The organism is Corynebacterium sp. LK31 (assembly GCF_014335015.1).
In the GTDB taxonomy this organism is placed as follows: domain Bacteria; phylum Actinomycetota; class Actinomycetes; order Mycobacteriales; family Mycobacteriaceae; genus Corynebacterium; species Corynebacterium jeikeium_D.
The window spans coordinates 174,906-190,084 of sequence record NZ_PDGW01000006.1 but is presented as its reverse complement, the minus strand read 5'-3'; the positions used below and the strand labels follow the sequence as shown (position 1 = coordinate 190,084).

Annotated in this window: 12 protein-coding genes; 8 read left to right on the top strand and 4 right to left on the bottom strand. The window is 58.9% G+C overall.

The annotated features are described in order from the left end of the window. Positions 1–50: 50 nt before the first annotated feature. Positions 51–1,211 carry a DUF3068 domain-containing protein gene (locus CRD18_RS01240; RefSeq protein WP_048734381.1) on the bottom strand — a complete coding sequence of 387 codons (1,161 nt, stop codon included), beginning with the start codon at positions 1,209–1,211 and terminating at the stop codon, positions 51–53. A gap of 196 nt (positions 1,212–1,407) precedes the next feature. Between CRD18_RS01240 and CRD18_RS01235 the strand changes: the two genes are divergently transcribed. After that, entirely contained in the window at positions 1,408–2,688 is a 1,281-nt protein-coding gene (locus CRD18_RS01235; protein WP_049171762.1) for an acyltransferase, read from the top strand. A 6-nt stretch (positions 2,689–2,694) separates the two neighbouring features. Here the strand turns inward: CRD18_RS01235 and CRD18_RS01230 are convergent, their stop codons facing one another. The 3 genes from CRD18_RS01230 to CRD18_RS01220 all read right to left on the bottom strand — a co-directional run bounded on the left by CRD18_RS01230 (position 2,695) and on the right by CRD18_RS01220 (position 7,185). Next, on the bottom strand, positions 2,695–6,285 hold the full coding sequence (locus CRD18_RS01230) for a DUF3367 domain-containing protein (RefSeq protein ID WP_187406444.1): 3,591 nt from the start codon (positions 6,283–6,285) through the stop codon (positions 2,695–2,697). A gap of 29 nt (positions 6,286–6,314) precedes the next feature. Then, positions 6,315–6,509, bottom strand: coding sequence for a DUF2613 domain-containing protein (locus tag CRD18_RS01225; protein WP_005510537.1), 195 nt, complete (start codon positions 6,507–6,509; stop codon positions 6,315–6,317). 196 nt (positions 6,510–6,705) lie between these two features. Further along, positions 6,706–7,185, bottom strand: a complete 480-nt coding sequence (locus CRD18_RS01220; protein ID WP_147719434.1) for a universal stress protein — start codon at positions 7,183–7,185, stop codon at positions 6,706–6,708. 186 nt (positions 7,186–7,371) lie between these two features. Here CRD18_RS01220 and CRD18_RS01215 point away from each other — a divergent pair, with 186 nt between their 5' ends. The 7 genes from CRD18_RS01215 (at position 7,372) to CRD18_RS01190 (ending at position 15,178) form a co-directional block, all read left to right on the top strand. Further along, positions 7,372–8,703: an MFS transporter gene (locus CRD18_RS01215; RefSeq protein WP_083280580.1), complete on the top strand. Its 1,332-nt coding sequence runs from the start codon at positions 7,372–7,374 to the stop codon at positions 8,701–8,703. Positions 8,704–8,759: 56 nt separating this feature from the next. Beyond that, the gene (locus tag CRD18_RS01210; protein WP_070437227.1) at positions 8,760–9,929 is read left to right on the top strand and encodes a sensor histidine kinase; all 1,170 of its coding nucleotides are present in this window, start codon (positions 8,760–8,762) and stop codon (positions 9,927–9,929) included. Continuing rightward, on the top strand, positions 9,926–10,597 hold the full coding sequence (locus tag CRD18_RS01205; protein ID WP_187406443.1) for a response regulator transcription factor: 672 nt from the start codon (positions 9,926–9,928) through the stop codon (positions 10,595–10,597). The genes CRD18_RS01210 and CRD18_RS01205 overlap by 4 nt, the downstream gene beginning before the upstream one ends. Before the next feature lie 91 nt (positions 10,598–10,688). Beyond that, positions 10,689–11,078 carry a recombinase family protein gene (locus CRD18_RS11080; protein WP_070429408.1) on the top strand — a complete coding sequence of 130 codons (390 nt, stop codon included), beginning with the start codon at positions 10,689–10,691 and terminating at the stop codon, positions 11,076–11,078. Between the two features lie 15 nt (positions 11,079–11,093). Continuing rightward, entirely contained in the window at positions 11,094–11,561 is a 468-nt protein-coding gene (locus CRD18_RS11070; RefSeq protein WP_224433374.1) for a zinc ribbon domain-containing protein, read from the top strand. Positions 11,562–11,645: 84 nt separating this feature from the next. Further along, positions 11,646–13,433: an ABC transporter ATP-binding protein gene (locus CRD18_RS01195; protein WP_070437316.1), complete on the top strand. Its 1,788-nt coding sequence runs from the start codon at positions 11,646–11,648 to the stop codon at positions 13,431–13,433. Continuing rightward, positions 13,430–15,178 (top strand): ABC transporter ATP-binding protein, encoded by a 1,749-nt coding sequence (locus tag CRD18_RS01190; RefSeq protein WP_070437222.1) that lies wholly within the window; start codon positions 13,430–13,432, stop codon positions 15,176–15,178. The genes CRD18_RS01195 and CRD18_RS01190 overlap by 4 nt, the downstream gene beginning before the upstream one ends. Position 15,179: the final 1 nt, after the last annotated feature.

Genomic DNA, 15,179 nt, shown 5'->3' with positions numbered 1-15,179 from the left:
TCAGTGAAACTTAGGGTAAGCGAGAGCCTGTGGCACCGTAGTTTGGCGTCTTAGGCGGACTTGCTGCGAACACGGAAGCCAATCACGATGAGAACCAGGCCGAGGATACCGAGGATCCACGGTGCGACAGTGCCGCCGATAGTCAGCGACTTACGTGCTTCCTTAGCGCGGTCCATCTGGCGGCCCTTGGAGCCTTCGTCCCACTGAGCGGTGTACTTCATCGCGGTACGGTTCTGCTCCTTGGCTTCCTTTTCACGGCCAGCCTTGGAAGCAATTTCTTCAGCTTCCTTGTCGTCCTTGGCGTAGAACATGAACATCTCTTCAGTACCGTTGACGATCACGCCAGAAGTCGGCTCGACGCGGACAGTACGGACGTTGGTGTAGTAACGATCCAGCTCGACGTCGTCGTCACCCTCCAGGCCCCACTTGTGAGCCGGGAAGCTCAGGCGCATGGAAGCCAGCGAGGACTTGTCAGCCTCGGTGAGCTTGCGGCCGTCGCGAGTGAAGTGCTCGGTCAGGGACTCGTAGAGGTTCTGCGGCGGAATGGTCATGGAGTACTTGTAGACCTTGACGCCATCCTGAGTTTCCTCACCGACAAAGTCAATCTCGAAGTTACGCATCGCCTGGACGTCGTAGTACGGGTAGGACTTCTTCTCAGCACCAAACGGGAACTGGTACTGGATGCCCGGACGGGTGAACGTCGGCGGCTTGGTGTCCGAACCACCCTGCGGTGCGTTAATAGCAACGCTGGAGATCGGGTCATCTACCGGGTACGCAGTGCTGCGGTCAACAGTGATGCGGTCGAGGGTCGCATTGATGAGGTTCTTCGGCTCTTCGCGGTCATCGCGCAGCAGAGTGGTACCGACCTGGAGAGTTGCAATCTTGTCGTCAGCCGGCTCCTCAATCTCAACGTGGCGCTTCGACTGCATCGGAGTCTTGTCGTTGATGAAGCAGTGGACCGGGAGATCGCGCTTCTCTTCGTCCGTCTCTGCCTTGCAGCGCGGGTCATTCTTGCGGTTTGGCGTTGGCTCATTCTTGCCCAGCTGGCTGGAGTCCAACAGAGTGCCGTCGCGCACCTCCGTGATGGTATCGCTCACAGTGTCAAGTGGGATGACCCGGAGGCGAGGCACCAGGAAGGTTGGCAGAAGGACGGCAATGACAATCAATGCAGCACCGATAATAATCAGTGCATGTCCGAGAGTTCTCTTCATCAGCGGATAGTCCTTTAACTGTACGTAACTTTCTGCTGCAAAACCTAGCAGGAAGTTAGGAGTTATGTGGTGTGTTTTTTAAAAATAACTTGTCGGGAAAACAAAAGAGTTTTGGAAAAACCGGCCTGAACAGGACTTATTTCATAATAAAATACAAGTGATTTTACTCATTCCGGTATCCGTGTAAGAAAGTACTATGACGTCCAAGGCATATGCGGCAGCGCCAAACGCTGGGCAAGACACAGTGTCGAGCTCTGTGCCGAACTCTACGCCGAACACTGTATCCAGCTCGGGATCCAGCACTGCATCGAGCTCTGCCACCACATTCCGCCCAGGCTTCCTGCCTTCGCTGGAGGGCCTGCGAGCTGTGGCTTCGATGGGCATCATCGGCACGCACGTCGCATTCCAGACCGGGCATGATGTGGGAGCCCTGTGGGAGCGCATCCTCGGCCGCTTCGACTTCTTCGTGGCCGTTTTCTTCGTGCTGTCCGGATTCCTGTTGTGGCGTTCTCACCGCTCGGGTTACGGCGGAATTCCCCGTCGTAAAGCATTGTCCGATGCCGACGGCGGACGGAAGAAGAGCTGGGCGAAGTACTACAAGAAGCGCGTCGCGCGCATTATGCCCGCGTACTGGGTGCTAGTGCTTATTGTGCTCATCGCACTGCCGGTGGGGCGCGGCGCGGATCTCAAGATTTGGCTAACAAATCTGACGCTGACACAGGTGTATTTCTCCGGCTCGCTGCACGGTGGGTTGACGCACCTGTGGTCGTTGTCGGTGGAGGTCGCGTTCTACATCTCGCTGCCGCTGTTTGCCATTGGGCTTAGCCGGTTGGACCCGCATCGCCAGCAGGGGCGCCGCATAGTGGCAATTTCCCTGCTTGCGATCTTGAGCTTCGGCTGGCCCTACCTGCCACTGCCGTACCCAGAAGGCGTTAACCCGCATATTCAGCCGATTGCCTACTTTTCCTGGTTCGCAGCTGGCATGATTCTCGCCGAGCTGGAATCGCTCCAGGGCGTCGATACCGATGCCGCCCGCGCGAAGGTGGAGACCATGCAGCGCTGGGCACGCCGCCGTTCGCTGTGGCTGGCGATCGCCGTTGGTGCGCTGGTTCTGGCTTCCTACCTGGGTCCCGAAGGGCTAGTCGAGCTCACCAACTGGGAATTCACCCGCCGCCTGCTGTGCGGTCTGGTCTTCGGTGCCGCCATCATCGGCCCCTGGACGATAGCGCCGGAGTCTCGCTTCCTTGAACACCCCATCATGCAGGCGCTAGGGCGCTGGTCGTACGGTATCTTCCTCTGGCACGTGGCGATGCTCTCCATTGCATTCCCGCTGCTTGGCGTGAAGCTGTTCACCGGACATCTGCTCAGTGTCACCATTGTCACGGTCGCACTGTCGATTCCGGTGGCCGCCGCCTCCTACGCGCTCGTCGAGGAACCTGCCCGCCGCTTCTTCGCACGCGTCTGGGTCAACCGCTAACGGCTTTTAATCAGCGGTGTTGTCGGTGTCGTCATCAGCACCGCCACCGGAAAGCATCGAGCAGCACGCCACGATCGTCAGCGCCGCCGTCAGCAGTAACTGAAGCGGCCAGCCGGCACCGGCGTAGTCATCCTTTGGCCATGGGTTCGCCGCCAGCACCAAGCCCGCAATCGACATCATCGCAGCAAGCGCCACAATTAGTGCATTTCGCACGTTCAGCCATGGTTTGACGACGTCCCCACGCTTCCGTGCCCAGAAAACCGCACCAAGGGTAGCGGCAACCACCACGAGGGCAACGACCACGCCAGGCCAGCTGGATACCAGGGTCACTGTCGCGGCAGCCGCAATGCCAATAGCCGCCCGCGGCAAGTCATTGCCCAGCGAAGATGCGGGAATCGGGGTGGTGAGAGCGAATCGTCGCCAAGCGAAAGCCAGCCCCACAGCGACCAGTGCGTACACAGCTGCGAGTGCGCCGCCTGCGAGGATTCCAGTACGCCAGGTCTGCTGCGGTGGATAGGTCAGCTCGACTGCACCACCAATTCCAGCCGGAATTGTCCAACCCTGCTGCCAACCAGAGACCGTTACCGGCTTCATGGGGGCACCTCCGACACGAAGCTCGTGGCCAGCATTGACAGAGATTGGCAGCCACACGATGCGATCGTGGTCGGCAGCGTCAATAGGATTGTTCAGGTCGATTGGCGTGGCTTTCTGCTGCTCAGCTGACGGTGCGAAGTAGTCAGTCGAGGTGAGCGATACCCAATCGGACTTGGCATCGATGCGCCATGGCCCCGGCGAGAGCTCAATCTCTTCACCACAGGTCAGCTCGCGGTGATCAGAATCGTCACCGCGCTGGAGGCTGGCCCACGGGTCTCCGATGCTGCTGCGGCAGGTATCAGCATCGACCTTCACCTTTACCGGCTTCGGAACGGTGAACAGGCGCACCAGCGTGCCCTCGTGAATCTCCTGGCCAAAGACCCAACGCTGAGCCAGCGACGAGGAATTCGGTACCACCGGGACACGAACCGGCGTGAGGTCCTCCGCTATATCCTCGGCGGAAAGTTCCGCTTCTTCATCGGAATCGGGGTTGCTGGATTCGAATGCGTCGAAGCCAGTGTCCCGCTTTGGAATCACCAGTCCTAGCTCGGAGATAGCAAACCCCACAGGAGCAATCTTTGCTGTGATGAGCACAGATGTGGTCTTGCCGCCGGGCAGCGGAATGCGGGTCGTCTCACCCGGGACCAACTGTACGGAGCTGGAAGCCGTATCGGTCTGGATGCGCAGTTGCGCCGGAACGCGAGCACCGGTCAGGTTGAGCACTGCGTTATCAGTCGGTTCCTTCCACGACAGCTTGACCCACTCAGCCTGACTCTTGCCCGCCAGGGGTTCCCACCAGGTAGAGGTGTCGCCGTCGAGCATTGCGTTGACCGAGTGGTCAGCCGATGCGCCACCGACGTTGTATGGCTCAGAGGCCGACGATGAAACCTCAATTGTGGCGCGACCCGTTGCTGTCTGCGTCAGTGGCAGTCCCGCGACGGGGTAGTCCGGAACGAGGTTGCGGACATATGAGTCCTCGTCTTCGGCCAGGATTGCCGACTCCGCTCCGACGACTTCACCATAGTTGCGGCCGCGGCGTGCGGGAGTGTCGGTGACAGTGCCGGCGTTCTTACCGGACAGGATGCGCACCGGGGCATCGGAATCGACCTCATCAAGCCGCGGGAGCACTTCAGGACCACCGGCGACCAGCGGCACCTGTGTAGTGTCCACCAACCGCGGCGAAAGGGCGTGATTGCGCAGCTCCTTCGGGCCCGCGCCCCAAATCTGGATAGCGGTATGGCCGTCCTCGTCCGTGAACTCCGCCACCTTTTCCATGGTCGGGGAGTCCTGCAGCGTGGAGGTGATGGCGCGCGGCGAATCGCCCCTCGAGGTAACTCTCAAGTCGTGGCGGACCAGCACATAGCCGATGCCATTGTTGCGCAGGGTGGCATCCAGTGCCGGTACCTCGCGGCCCCGAGTCAGCGAATTGCGCAGACCATCGAGGCCGCGAATCGCCTCTGGGGGTACTAGCGGCACGGTATCGCGGACGGCCCAGGGCACGTCGGCAAGCGGCTGGAGCGGTTCGTCGCGAGTATTGCCCCATGTCTGATCAGCAAACGGAGATGACGGCATCACCAGCGTGCGGGTGTCCTCGCCCTGCTCATTCAGCCAGTCGGCCGCTTCGTGCCAGTAGCCCGGAACCTCGGAAAAACCGCCTGCCGGAGCGAGACGGGCGCTCCACGCAGGTGCGGTGGCACTGGCGATAACCACCAGAACCAGCATCGATGCGATAGCGCGCGGGTGCTTCTCAGGGTGCAGCCACTGCTGCCAGCCAGTGGCTGCTGAATCGCTCGCCGTCTCGTTCTTGTGCTCGTTCGCCGGCTCTCGCCACGGCCATGGCAGCTGGGCTGTCGCATGAGCGAAGCCGATAACAAGTGGCAGGCGCACAATTGTGTCGAATTTGTGCAGGTTGCGTACTGCTGCGAGCGTGGAATCGAGCACCTCTCGAGCCGATTCCCACACCAGCCCGAATGGCTCCGTCCAGGCCGCCACGATGACAAGCCCGATCAGCAGCATCATCAGCCACATCCGACGCAGCGGCAGTGAGCGCATGACCAAGCCAAGCAGACCAATCGCCGCCACAGCCAGAGTGGCGTAAATGAGGATGGGCTCCGCGACCAGAGCATTTCCGCCGACTCGCTCGAAAGAGACAAACGGGGTCCACGAAGTGGAGCCGCGGAGCGTTTCGCCGAGACTCAACCAACGAGTGGTCACGCCGGAGGACTCAATGTAGTCCGTAAACGGTGGCGAGTACTTGCCCAGCAGTAGTAGAGGCACAATCCACCACATGCTGACCGCTGCACACGCAGCCAGCCAACCGCCGAGCATCGCCCACGCACGCCCGCGACGAGGCCCCGTAAAAGCGAAGAAGAGCAGCATTAGACCTGCGGGGATGCAAGCCGCCGCTGTACTGACCGCATTGACCGCGCCAGTGCACAGTACCGCTAGACCGGACAGCAATACGGCGCGGGCAGTCGCGCGCCAGGGCAGTTCCTCGCGCCGGGCCGCGACCCGCAGGAGCGGAAGCAGAATCCACGGTGCCAGCGCTACGGGCCAGGTCTCGGACGAAATCGCGCCCAACGTCGTAATCACCCGCGGCGACAACGAGTACAACAACGCCGCCAGTACGCGAGAGGTATGCGTGCCGACGCTTATAGCTTCAGCCACGCGATATGCGCCGGTAAAAGCCAAGCAGAGAGTAAGACTCCACCACAGCGCCTGGATGATCCAGCCGGGCGCTAATACATCGGGCAGCAAACTGAACAGGGCGAAGAATGCGCCCTGTGGAAAGAGATAGCCATATGCCTGGTTTTGAAGCTGTCCCAGCGGCATGGTGTCTGACCACATGTTGAGCGAGGCGGACAAAAACCCGATGGGGTCTTCTGTCAGGTCGTGCTTTGTGTCAGCGACAGTCTTGCCGGGGGACTGGATGAATGCCAGCAGGCACAGCAAAACCCACCAAGGTACAAGCACGCGCTTACGCGCTCGAACAAAGGTGGGCATAGCGTTAAAGGAGGGTTAGCGTTAAAGACTTAACGCTGACCGTACTCGACACCGCCAAGCAGAGCGTCATCGGTGGAAACAGCCTGTGCTTCCGGAATTCGGTCTTCGGTCAGAGCCTGGCCGATGCCGAAGATAGCGGCACCACCGAGAAGGGCGCCAATGAGCGCCGAGGCCAGGGCAGGGCCAACGCTACGACGCTGCTCGGAATCAGTTTCGTATGCCATGTTGAGGACTCCTCGTGTGCATTAAGTCAATACTGTTTATAAAACTACACTCTGTGACTTCTGTAAACCAGTGGAACAGCTGGGATTCTCTCCCCGCCTTGAATTTTGAGCGGTTTCAGCGGTCATTGAGTTTTCTTAGTTGAGAGATTAACCCATTTTCTATCAGCTAAGTAAGTTTTTAAAAATTTTCTAGAAATTATTCCTTTTCCCCCGGAACGACGAGGACCGGGCGGCCAGCATTCTTCAGCAACGCGTCAGAGGTCGAGGCGGTGAACAGACCACGCAAACCAGTCACACCACGAGTGCCGGAGATAATCACGTCCGCATCGAGGTCGTGAGCTGCATCGACGATGGCCGACCAGATAGTAGTTTCAGTCTCTACCAAGTAGGGCTCCGCGACGAAGCCAGCCTCAGCGGCAATCTGTACACCCTCACGGCAAATACGGACGGCCTCGTCGTGAGCCGGATCGCCGTCTTCAGTCGTGGCATCCCAGTCGGGCTGCATCATGCCAGAGGCGCCAGCAGTGCGCGCTGCAGCGCGCTGCAGGGGTTCCCAGGCAGTCAGAATGTAGGCCTTCTTAACGCGCAGCAGTTTTCCGGCATAGGCCAGCGCCCGCTTGGCTTCGTCGGAGCCGTCGTAGGCAATGAGCATGGAATCAGAAATCGGTTCAACCATTTTTGAGTTCAATCCTTACGTCAGAGATAGCCGAAAGACTGTCAATAGATAAAGAAAAAGAGATGTCGTTGTAGTCCAGGATAGGACAACAGCAACATTCAGCACGCTAGTTTTTTAAGCTTCCCCGAACCAGCGGGCTCGGGTCGGCTAGAGAGTCATTAGCAGGAAGCGGTAACGTCCATTGTTATGGCGATAGAAGAAAAACCAGGGCAACCACAGCCAAAGGCTGCTGGGTCCTCGAAGAATGCCATCGCGCTCAGCGTTCCCGTTCTTGTTATCGCCGTAATCGTCGCGGCGCTGAATTTGCGCCCGAGTATCGCGTCAATTGGTCCGGTGCTTGATCAGCTCCTATCCGACCTTGGCGCTTCCTCCGCCTTTGGTGGTCTGATTACGGCGATTCCGGGGCTCGCATTTTTCGCGATTGGGTTGTCCGCGGTTTCCGTCGGCAAGCGAATGGGCTTAAGCGGTGCACTCACACTGTCTGCGACGTTGCTATTCGTCGGCCTTGCGGTGCGCCCGTGGGTGAGCAGCATCTGGCTATTCCTTCTGTTTACGGCGTTGTCGGTTGCGGGTATTGCGCTGGGAAATGTACTGCTACCTGCGTGGATCAAGGTGCATGGCGGCCGTCATGCCGTCGTGCTGATGATGTTGTACTCGAGCATGCTCGCCCTCGGGGGCGGACTGGGGCCGGCGACGGCGTTTTTGATTAGCGATTCACCCGAAGCGTCCACAGGTGGCGTCGATATGTGGCGCTGGGCGATTGCCGTATGGGCGATCACCGCCTTTGTTCAGCTCGTTGTGTGGTTGCCGCTGCGTGCGCGCATCGGATTCGACTATCCGAAGGCCTCGGTCAGCTCCTCGGCAAACACGCCAATCTGGAAGTCTCCGACAGCCATTGCGCTGGCAGTTTTCTTCGGCGTGCAGTCGATGAACGCTTACGTGCTGATGGGCTGGATGCCGAAAATGCTTATCGACGCAGGCATCAGCGTCAGCGTAGCTACCGCGGCATCCATGATTGTTCAAGGGCTGGGCATCATCGGCGGTCTGCTGATGCCACCGCTGATTGCACGGCTCCGCACCATGTCCTACGTCGCCTTTGGTCTCGGCTGCCTTTTCTTCCTCGGGTACGCGTTGATGATTCTGATCGACCAGCGGGGAGCGGCGGAAACTGGTGTTGGATACGCGATTGGGGCTGCGTTCCTGCTGGGCGTGGGTGGTTTTTGTTTCCCCATGGCTATCGCGCTGATTCCGGGCCGCACGCGCAGCCATGAGCTGACCGCGCGGCTGTCCGGCTTCGTGCAGCCAATCGGCTACATTTTCTCCGCAGTCGGGCCATTCCTGGTGGGTGTGGCCGCTGGAACGACGGAAACGTGGACACCTATTCTGGTCGTACTGCTTGGTACTACGGTCGTGCTTGCAGTGCTTGGGCTGGCTGTCGGTCGGCCAACGTACATTGATGACGAACTGGCCGACCGAGGTATCGGTGAAAAGAAGCCGGGGCGTATTCAGCTCGACTGAATTTAGGGGAGTTAGCTCCACTGCATTTGAACCCGGGCCAACTTAGCTTTGAACCTATGACAAAGAAAAAGAATTTAATCGCGCTGGCCTGGAGTTTTATTCTCGGACTGCTGTTCATTCCGGGTTTGATTGCCTCTGTTGTGCTTCTGCCGTGGATTCCGCTCATCGGCCGAGGTGCCGACTGGCTCTCTCGCTGGGTGGCATCGTGGTCCGGCACCCCGATTGCCAACCGCGTGACCAATCGTTGGTTCGACATCCGCAACTTCGTCAACTTGCTCGTCCAGTTGGCCATTGGCTTTGTCACCTTCACAGCGTGGGTCGGCGGCGGCTTCACTGTCGGTGTGCTCTTCGCTGCACCTTTCCTGGTTGATGAAGTGCAGTTTTTCAGCTGGACTCTGACGGACCCAACACAGAAAATTGCTGTTGCCTGGGTTTTCGCCATCCTCTTTTTGGCGCTGACCATCGCCATCAACTTCGGTGCCGGCCTGCTGTCCATTTGGCTCTCCCGCGTCATCCTCGCACCATCCAGCGAAGAAGTTACCCAATCCCGCGACGTGCTCATTGACTCCTTCTCAGGCGAGCGCCGCCGCATCGAACGCGAGCTTCACGACGGCCCTCAGCAACACCTGACCGCCTTGAAACTCAACATTGCCGCTGCTCGCATGGGTAAGACTGAAGAAGAGGTAGCCGAGGCGCTCACCGCCGCCGATAACAATGCAACGCAGGCGCTTGCACAGCTGCGCTCGGTGGTGCTTGGCATTGCTCCGCCGGTACTGTTTGAAAACGGTCTGGTGGCAGCAGTGGAGGAACTGGCCGCGCACTCCGGAATGCAGGTAGCCGTCCATGAAGATGGTGTCTCCGACTTCGGCCCGCTCGATGAGACCACAGCGTTGCTGGCGTACCACTGTGCAGCGGAAGCGTTGACCAATGCCACCAAACATGGTCACGCCGACAGCGCCGAGATCACTCTTGCGGTTCAGGCTCCAAAGAAGGCGCTCGTGTCCCATCTCGGTACGCTTACGGTCACCGTGCGCGACAATGGCGTAGGCCTGGAAGCACCATCGGGGGCGGACGCTGTAGACCTCGTAAAGCATGACGATGGAACCGGCATTGCAGGCCTGCGGGAACGGGCGGCAGCGCTCGGTGGCACCGTGTCGCTCACCAACGCCGACGGTGGTGCCGAATTGCGGTTGGAACTGCCCGTTCGCCAAGGAAGGACACGATGAAAATACTGCTGGCAGAGGACTCCGTACTCCTGCGCGAGGGGCTAACCGGCCTGCTGCGGGCGCTGGGGCACGAGGTCGTCGCCGTCGGCGATGCGGATCAGCTGCTCGCCACCGCCGAAGGGCAAGCGTTCGATGTCATCGTCACCGATGTCCGGATGCCGCCGAACATGCGTGACGACGGACTGCTCGCGGTCTCCACACTTCGCCAGGACAACCCTGACCAGCCGGTTGTGGTGCTCAGTCAATACGTAGCGGCCAGTTATCTGGATCGCCTGCTGCAGCATGGTGGCTTTGGGTACCTGCTTAAGGAACGCGTCTCGGATGTCGACCACTTCGTCGCAGCACTGGAAGAAGTGCGTGGTGGTGGTACCGTGGTTGACCCTGAAGTGGTCGCAACGCTGCTTACTGCAAAGCAGGACGGCATCGCCGCGCTGACCCCGCGCGAGCGCGAAGTGCTCGACCTGATGGCGCAGGGGCTTAGTAATAAGGAAATGGAAAAGCGCCTGGTGCTGACCGCTGGTGCAGTGAGTAAGCATGTGGCGAATGTGTTTTTAAAGCTCGGCTTCCAGCCGGAGGATAGCAACCGTCGTGTTAAAGCAGTGTTGCGGTGGCTGAGATACACTGCACCGTCGCCGTCGCCGTCGCCGTCGTCGTCGCCGTCGGCTTAGGTTGCGCCCCTGAATCAGCTCCATACCCACGCAAAAGCCCCCGCGCCGACTCCTTCGAAACGGGAGTCGGCGTGGGGATTATGGGTAATTGGTGCTACTCGGATATAAGAAAGGCGAGGGTGGAAGCCTCGTCATCGACGAGACGCAGGCTCCGACCGTGCGGTTGATCTACCAGCTGTTCCTTGATGGGATAGCGATCAGTGAGATTAAAACCGAGCTCGCTGCCCGCAAGATTCTCACCCCGCGCGGGAAAGAAGTGTGGTCAACCTCGACAGTGTGCTCCATCCTGTCCAACGAAAAATACAAGGACGACGCCCTGCTGCAAAAGACGTTCACCACCGATTTCCTTACTAAGAAGATGAAGGTCAACGAAGGCGAAGTACCCCAATACTATGTATCAGGTAATCATGAGCCGATTACCGAACCGCGTATCTGGGATCAGATGCAATACGAACTCGCCACCAGGCATGGCAACATATAGTCAGCGAAAGTCGGGTTGTTCTCCACCCGGCTGGAATGTGCTCGGTGTGGGGCGTGGTATGGGCGTAAAACGTGGGCGTCGAACACGAAATGCAAAGACGCAGTTTGGCAATGCAACCATAAATACACAGACGAACATCCCTGCAGCAGCGCGACGGTGAAAGACGAGCAGATCGAAGCGCTGATTGCGGAAAACCAGCGGTGTGCGCTCGACCAGGACGCCTGCCAATCCGCGTACGCCGAACTCGATACTACCTACCGTAAGACGCTCGCACGTAGAACAAGCCTGGAAAAAGATATCGCAGCGAACACCGCCAAGCACGCCGCCATCACCACAACCCTGAATGATCTGACAGGGGAACCTGTGAGCGAGTTTCACCCCGCACAATGGAGCGCACTTATCGACCACGCCATTGTCACCGAGGACGCGATCCGGTTCGTGTTCCGCACCGGTGAACAGGTGAGGATTGCCCTGAAAGGGTGATGTTCGTATCAGTTGACGTGCACAGTAGACACACCTCCCAGAAATATAGTAAGGTTAGGCATGCCTAAGAAGGATGGTGCTTACGTGAACGAAAGTGCAACGGATCGGGTTGTTGAAGGCGAGTATGGGTCGGCGAAGGAAAAATCAGTCGCTGGCCAGAACGCGATCCGTCAGCTATCGCAGCCGGTGAAAGGCAAACTGTTTATCGCGCAGGCCTTAACGTTCGCCTCTGGGGTGTTGGCTATCGCACCCTATGTGGCTTTGGTGGAGCTGGGAGCTGCGCTGATGCAAGACCGGGTGGACCCGGCGCGGGTGAACTGGATCGTGATGCTCCTTGTTTCTGCTTACATGGCGCGGTTGACTTTGTATTTTGTTGCGTTGGGCGTGACGCATTTTATTGACCTGTCGTTGCGTAATCAGATGCGTCGGCAAATTGCCGCCCGAATGTCGACTGCTCCGCTGTCGTGGTTTACCCGCGAGGGCGAAGGGAAGATCCGCAAGACCATTCAGGATGATACGGCCACGGTGCACACAGTGATCGCACACGGGCCGATCGAGAAACTGAACGCAATCGTCTCCCCGCTCGCCTTGTTGGCCTATGCGTTCGTGGTGGATTGGCGGCTCGCTCTGCTGTCGATTGCGACGATTCCGGTTTATGTGGGCATGTATGGCATGTCGATGCGTGGGATGAATGAGAAGACCGCGGAAATGGACACCAAGCTTGCTCAGGTTTCGGCAACGATGGCCGAGTTCGTTGCCGGTATCTCAGTGGTGAAAGCGTTCGGCAAGGTTGGCCAAGCACATAAAGCCTATTTAGATGCAGCTAACGAGTTTTCTAAGTTCTACCGGGCGTGGTGTATGCCGCTGGTGTCGATGTCGGTCGCCTCATTTTCGTGGGTGTCGATCCCGGTGTTGTTGATCGTGAACCTTGGCGGTGGCGCGTTGATGATGAACGCCGGTTGGGTGAGCATCTACGAGGTGATAGCGACGACGTTGATTGCCTTGGTGCTGCCGGGAGCGTTGATGGCAGTCGCAACCATCGCCTGGTCTTATCAGCTCGCAGGTTCAGCGGCAGTACGGCTGGTGAATGTCATGGAGCTACCGGCGTTGAGTCAGCCCGATGCGCCACAGACACCACACGGTCATGATATCGAGATTCGGGGTGTGTCGTATGCCTATGACGACACCCAGGCATTAGACGAGGTGAGCCTGAGCATTCCGGCAGGCACGGTGACCGCGCTGGTTGGCCCGTCGGGTGCGGGGAAGTCGACGTTGGCGAGTTTGATGGCCCGCTTTGATGACCCGGACGCTGGCACGATCACCATCGGCGGGGTTGATCTAAAGAGCATTTCCCAGGATGTGTTGTATTCGACGGTCGCATTCGTCCTGCAAGATGCACAGCTTATTCGCGACACCATCCACAACAACATTGCCCTGGGCGCGCGAGACGCAACCTTGGATCAGGTGCGGCAGGCGGCGAGAGCAGCGCAGATCGACGAGTTCATCATGAGCCTGCCAGATGGTTACGACACTGTGTTGGGGGAGGACACCCACGTTTCGGGCGGGCAGGCAGCCCGTATCGCGATCGCCCGGGCGCTCATGGTTGATGCCCCAGTGTTGGTGCTGGACGAGGCGACGGCGATGGCGGACCCGGAATCGGAATCGAAAATCCAACAAGCTCTCTCGACTCTTGCCAAAGGCAGAACCGTGATTGTGATCGCCCACCGACTGGCCTCGATCAGGGGCGCGGATCAGATTGTCGTCATGGAACGCGGGGGCATTGCTGTGGTCGGTAAACACGACGAGTTGTTGGGTAATGCGCACTATCAGGCACTTCTTGCCCAAGGTGCATGCGAGGAGATGACACGATGAATCAACTATTGCTGCCACGCTTTAAGCGTTTGATGGAACCCGCCTCGTGGCGAGACCTTTCGGTTGGTCAAGCGTGGGGTGCGGTCTCAGGACTGTGTCACGGCTTTGCCCTGCTCGCGCTACTCCCTGCAGCAAGCGCCTTGGCGACCGGAATGCCGGTGTGGGGGCTGTCGTTTTGGGGCTGGCTCATCGCCTTGGCGGTGTTCGCGGTGCTGGGCGTGGGCACGGAGTTTTATGGCATGCGCACCGGCTATATCGGCGCGCTTGGATTCATTCACGACGTCCACCAGGCAGTAGGTAACAAAGTAGCCCGCCTACCGTTGGGAGTGTTCGATTCGGGTAGCTCTGGACGGCTGTCGCGCATGGTCACCCAGGAAATGATGAACTTGGGCGAGTCGGCGGCACATTTCATTTTCTCTCTCGTCCAAAAACTCTCGGCCGTGCTGGTGATCACTGTGGGAACCTGGTTCTGGGATTGGCGGCTGGGACTGACCTTGACGATCGCGTTCCCGATCATGCTTGCCTTCCTCCATATTTCCCGTGTGCTTCTCGATAAGGGCAAGAAGGTTTCCGAACCAGCCGAATCGGAGCTGGCGGCTCGCATGGTCGAATTCGCCACCTGCCAAGGCGCGCTGCGCTCCTGCCATGTCGCCGACGACTACCCGGCCCTTGATCGGGCATTCAAACAGGCTGACCGCAAGGGTCGCAAAGCATTGTGGATCGAAACACTAGCGAACCTGATTAATGGGATGTTCGTTCAAGCGCTCATTGTGGTGATGATCTGGCTGACCGCCCAACTCGCCCTCGGCGGGCAAATGAATGCGCTGAACGCCGTGGTCACAATCGGCATGTGCCTGCGGTTCACCACCATGCTCCAAGACATCGGTGGCTGCATGACCGGGCTGGAAGAACGCCGCCAGCAGATGAACCACGTCGACAAGGTCATGGATGCCCCCGAACTGTCCGAACCCGATGCCTCTACACCGATAAACGCCCCTGGTGATGTTCGTTTCGAGGACGTCACCTTCGGCTACGATCCGGACACCCCGGTTCTCCGTGATATTTCCTTCCATGTCCCGCAAGGTGGCATGTGTGCCCTGGTTGGTCCATCTGGGTGCGGGAAGACGACGATCGCCCGGTTGGTTGCACGTTTCTGGGATGTGCAGTCCGGCAGCGTGCGCGTTGGCGGAGTGGACGTGCGCGAGCAGACCACCGAAGATTTGATGCGCCAGGTGTCTCTTGTCTTCCAAGACGTCTACTTATTCAACGACACTCTCGAAGCCAACATTCGCCTTGGCAACCCAGAAGCCACCGATGAAGAAATCAGGTGGGCCGCTGACCTGTCGGGCGTGACGGAAATCGTCAACCGCCTCCCAGATGGCTGGAATTCATTGGCGGGTTCTGGCGGGCGTGCACTGTCAGGTGGGGAACGGCAACGCGTCTCTATCGCTCGCGCCTTGGTGAAGAAGGCCCCGATCGTGCTTTTCGATGAGGCCACCAGCGCATTGGACGCGGAAAATGAAGCCAATATTGTTGCGGCGATGAATGAGCTACGCAAGCACTCCACGCTGATCGTGATCGCCCACAAACTTGAAACCATTCGACAAGCTGACCAAATTATTGTGCTCTCCCACGGTGGGCGTATCGCCCAGCGCGGGTGCCACGACGAGCTGGTCAACCAGCCGGGTCAATACCGCGATTTCTGGCAAGAGCGCATCAACGCAGGCGGATGGCAACTCGTCTAAA

Coding starts and splice junctions, on each gene's coding strand:
- CRD18_RS01205 (WP_187406443.1), top strand. CDS start 9,926: ATGAAAATACTGCTGGCAGAGGACTCCGTACTCCTGCGCGAGGGGCTA.
- CRD18_RS01220 (WP_147719434.1), bottom strand. CDS start 7,185: ATGGTTGAACCGATTTCTGATTCCATGCTCATTGCCTACGACGGCTCC.
- CRD18_RS01230 (WP_187406444.1), bottom strand. CDS start 6,285: ATGCCCACCTTTGTTCGAGCGCGTAAGCGCGTGCTTGTACCTTGGTGG.
- CRD18_RS01190 (WP_070437222.1), top strand. CDS start 13,430: ATGAATCAACTATTGCTGCCACGCTTTAAGCGTTTGATGGAACCCGCC.
- CRD18_RS01235 (WP_049171762.1), top strand. CDS start 1,408: ATGACGTCCAAGGCATATGCGGCAGCGCCAAACGCTGGGCAAGACACA.
- CRD18_RS01225 (WP_005510537.1), bottom strand. CDS start 6,509: ATGGCATACGAAACTGATTCCGAGCAGCGTCGTAGCGTTGGCCCTGCC.
- CRD18_RS01240 (WP_048734381.1), bottom strand. CDS start 1,211: ATGAAGAGAACTCTCGGACATGCACTGATTATTATCGGTGCTGCATTG.
- CRD18_RS01215 (WP_083280580.1), top strand. CDS start 7,372: ATGGCGATAGAAGAAAAACCAGGGCAACCACAGCCAAAGGCTGCTGGG.
- CRD18_RS01210 (WP_070437227.1), top strand. CDS start 8,760: ATGACAAAGAAAAAGAATTTAATCGCGCTGGCCTGGAGTTTTATTCTC.